Below are 776 nucleotides of genomic sequence, written 5' to 3' on the forward strand. Positions count from 1 at the left end.
AGCGCCGCGCGGGCGGCGCTCGATCTCATGGGCGCCCAAAAACTATCGCCAGGCACCTGGAGGCCATCCTGCAATGTCCTGACGATCACCTCGCCGCCATGACGCGAACACACAAAAGCCATCACAAATCGCCTAATTATCAGCTGGGTCCTACTTCCCCGCGAACCATTTCCTACGTTCACGCCAATCCCAAGGAATTATCCTACACACCGTGTCGACGCCCGTCTGATTGTCCAGGGAAGGCCTGCTCTCTAGGCTAACCGGGTCGCTGTCGGTTCAGCGATCGGGTGTGGAAACCCGGATGTGATGAAGGGCTGCCGTTATGGCAGTTGTGCGCGTGAGGCCGTTTGGCCTACCGGCTTGCCTTCTCCCCGGTTTTCCACCCCGCGCACAACTGCCGCCTTCTGCGTGGAAACGGGTGGTTGCAGTTCAATCCTGGAGAAGGAATTGCCATGAAAAGAATCGTCCCCGATCCACCCCTCCCCAACACCACACAACGCTCTTTCAGCCGCTGCGATGCCGGCCATCCCCCATTGTTCACCGTAAACCCCGGCGTTTCCGCCCACGATGCCCTGGTGCATGTCGCCCAATACCTGCGCGGTGCCTACGACTGTGGCTACAAAGCCTTGGAGCATCTGGATGACACAGGCAAGAGCCTGTTCTGGAGCAACCTGAACGCACTCGAAATGGCAGAAGGGTTGGTTGAGGCATTGCTGGATGGGATTGAGTCACAGCCCATGAACTGAGTCGCCTGCTCCGGCCCTTTCGCGGGCACG

At 59.3% G+C, this 776-nt stretch carries 1 protein-coding gene; it reads left to right on the forward strand.

Features of this window, described 5'->3' with window-relative positions; all coding sequences use genetic code 11:
- Positions 1–452 precede the first annotated feature (452 nt).
- The gene (locus ACTJJN_RS26990) at positions 453–746 is read left to right on the forward strand and encodes a hypothetical protein (RefSeq protein WP_012054079.1); all 294 of its coding nucleotides are present in this window, start codon (positions 453–455) and stop codon (positions 744–746) included.
- Positions 747–776 lie beyond the last annotated feature (30 nt).

Origin of the sequence: Pseudomonas sp. 22515 (assembly GCF_052044625.1) — a bacterium.
Classification (GTDB): domain Bacteria; phylum Pseudomonadota; class Gammaproteobacteria; order Pseudomonadales; family Pseudomonadaceae; genus Aquipseudomonas; species Aquipseudomonas alloputida.